Origin of the sequence: Marinobacterium weihaiense (assembly GCF_019061305.1) — a bacterium.
Taxonomy (GTDB): domain Bacteria; phylum Pseudomonadota; class Gammaproteobacteria; order Pseudomonadales; family Balneatricaceae; genus Marinobacterium; species Marinobacterium weihaiense.
In genome coordinates this window covers 1-449 of sequence record NZ_JAHQZT010000083.1, presented here as the reverse complement: position 1 = coordinate 449, position 449 = coordinate 1, and the positions used below count along the sequence as shown (strand labels likewise).

Below are 449 nucleotides of genomic sequence, written 5' to 3'. Positions count from 1 at the left end.
TAGGTGTTGTTCAGGGCGTTGTACTGCGTCAGCGGAATGCGATCGCTGTAGCGCAGGTAGTACAGGCCCCACTCGGTTTCCAGGCTGGTGCGGAAGCGCGTGCCCACCCCCCACTGACCGACTTCGTCCGGCTCGATGTCGTCACCGCGGACGCCGAAGCTGCAGGGCTGGCCAGGGGCCGCGCCCAGACAGGTGGCCCCTTCACCGACGGCATCACTGGTGCTGAGGAAAGCGCCCGGCTCGGATACTTGCACCGGATGCCAGTTGTACTGTGCATGGGCCAGGATCGACCAGTTCGGGTTCATTTCCAGCTGCATGGAGACCTGGTCTTCCGGCAGCAGGATATCCTTCACCTCTACGCCCGGAATGCCGGCTTTGGTGCCGTCGGACGGCCCCTGGGCGAGTGACATGCTGGGCATGAACAGCGCCTCGCCCCAGGCAACGACGTG

Annotated in this window: 1 protein-coding gene; it reads right to left on the bottom strand. The window is 64.6% G+C overall.

All coding sequences use genetic code 11. The features are described from left to right. On the bottom strand, positions 1 to 449 hold a 449-nt coding region (locus tag KTN04_RS16700; RefSeq protein WP_217336345.1), incomplete at both ends, for a DUF1302 domain-containing protein.